At 41.9% G+C, this 1,732-nt stretch carries 1 protein-coding gene and 1 pseudogene; both read left to right on the top strand.

All coding sequences use genetic code 11. The features are described 5' to 3' along the window. A pseudogene (locus F6K38_RS41200) lies at positions 1-535 on the top strand (poly-gamma-glutamate synthase PgsB); the annotation flags it as partial. Further along, entirely contained in the window at positions 496-1,488 is a 993-nt protein-coding gene (locus F6K38_RS41195) for a poly-gamma-glutamate biosynthesis protein PgsC/CapC (protein ID WP_287360607.1), read from the top strand. The pseudogene F6K38_RS41200 and the gene F6K38_RS41195, both read left to right, overlap by 40 nt. The last annotated feature ends 244 nt before the right edge of the window (positions 1,489-1,732 follow it).

The following is a 1,732-nucleotide window of genomic DNA, read 5'->3' as shown; positions in this document are numbered from 1 at the left end:
TAATTTACTTTGCGATCGCATTTTTAACCAATATCCTGACCATGCCAAAGTGGTTTTACTCAACAACCGTTCCGATCGACTACCACGAGTAGGGTTATTCGCTAATCTTGCTAAGAGCTTGAGCTTTGATCGAGTGGTTACCATCGGAAGCTGCGAAGCAGAAGTACAAAAGTTATTCGCCAGTGAACCAGAACGTTTAGTGTTACTGGGTGACTCTACTCCGTTTAAAGATGCTCCTGGGACGACCTTACTAACCCAAATTACTGAAATCATAACGGAGCAAAAGATTCTGTTGGTGGGAGCTGTCAATATCCATACTCCTCAAGCCCAAGAACTCTTAAGTTTATTCCAAACCTTAGTCCAGGCTGCAAAATTGGAAGCAGTACCAAAACCGAAACAGAAAAAGAACAAACAGCAAAGGATCCAACAGAAACGACTCAAACAGAAACGACTCAAACAGAAACGATTCAAACAGAAAAGAACCAAACAAAAAGTATGTTCGAAACCATCAATACGTCAGAAATCACTCGTTTAGCCTTGCTGATTGGGGCTTATTCAGCCCTTCATTACAAAAAAACTGAAGGGGTAATCCCAGGGGGGATTATTGTTCCAGGGCTTTTAGTGGTAAGCCTAATCTTGTCGCCCATGTGGGGGATTAGCTTAATTGCTTTGGCTTTTGTTTTATATGCTTTCTATCAATGCTACTTTAAACAATCGTCCAAACCTCGAACACCAATGTATATTTTGGCAATGATATCCCTATTTTCAGTTTATCCGATTGCCATCCTATACGACAGCTTAGGCTGGATGGAATTATCCCAGGATAGTCTGACCGGTAGTTTGCTCCCCGCTATCATTGCCTTTAGTTGGCTTAAACAGAAGCGGTTGAAGGTTCTACAAGGTATTGGTATCACTACCCTATTTACAGGGGGAATAGTGGCGACAATTTATTGGCTGGGTTGGTCTTGGCTCGATCTCGATTTTAATATTGTTCATCCTGCCTATGCCGATCAACTGGATATTGAGTTCAATTATCCGATGTTTCAATTTGGGATAGTACTGCTCTTAGGTTACTGGATTTACCAAAAGTCATCAGTACGATCCGGTGGTTATATTGTGCTTTCCGCTGCTGCTGCTTTGTTAATGGAACCCCTTAGTGCGGTTGCTTTTTTGCTGGGATGCCTGTTAGTTGGTACGTTAAGTTGGTTTATTTCTCGCTATAGCCTGATCATAGGACTTAATCGTTATAGTTTAGTGTTATTTATGAGTGTAGTCTATGTTTGGGGTGTGGAATTATTAGTACTGCTAGTTAATCCGACATTAGTTCCCTTCCGGGGCTTAAATTTATTAGTTGTAATTGCTATGATATCCTTGGTGAATGATGCCCTACTGTATTGGAAACAAGGAGGGGTAAAGTATATGACGCTTATTGGTTTGGTGGCAATTGTTATTCATGTATTAGCAAATAAGATAGCGTTTTTATTTTAAATGTGACCATAAGCTATCAGCTATCAGCGTGTCGCGTATCAGCTATCAGCTAATGCGCTACGCGCACGCTACGCGAACGTAAGCATTCAGTTATCAGCGATTAGCGCTACTTGAGGTGCTACTTGAGGTGCTATCAGCTTTGTGGCACAGGCTTCGACGCATCGGACCTAACTCAAATTAAACGAATACTTAGCCCTTTTCTTGATGCACTCGCTCACGGTAGGGGCTGCATCGCTTATTCGCG

It is taken from the genome of Moorena sp. SIO3B2 (genome assembly GCF_010692525.1).
GTDB lineage: Bacteria > Cyanobacteriota > Cyanobacteriia > Cyanobacteriales > Coleofasciculaceae > Moorena > Moorena producens.
Note: the sequence above shows the minus strand (reverse complement) of the source record. Positions and strands in the feature narration are given on the sequence as shown.

Bases quoted from the DNA above. Each gene is read 5' to 3' on its own strand.
- F6K38_RS41195 (WP_287360607.1), top strand. From the start codon at position 496: ATGTTCGAAACCATCAATACGTCAGAAATCACTCGTTTAGCCTTGCTG.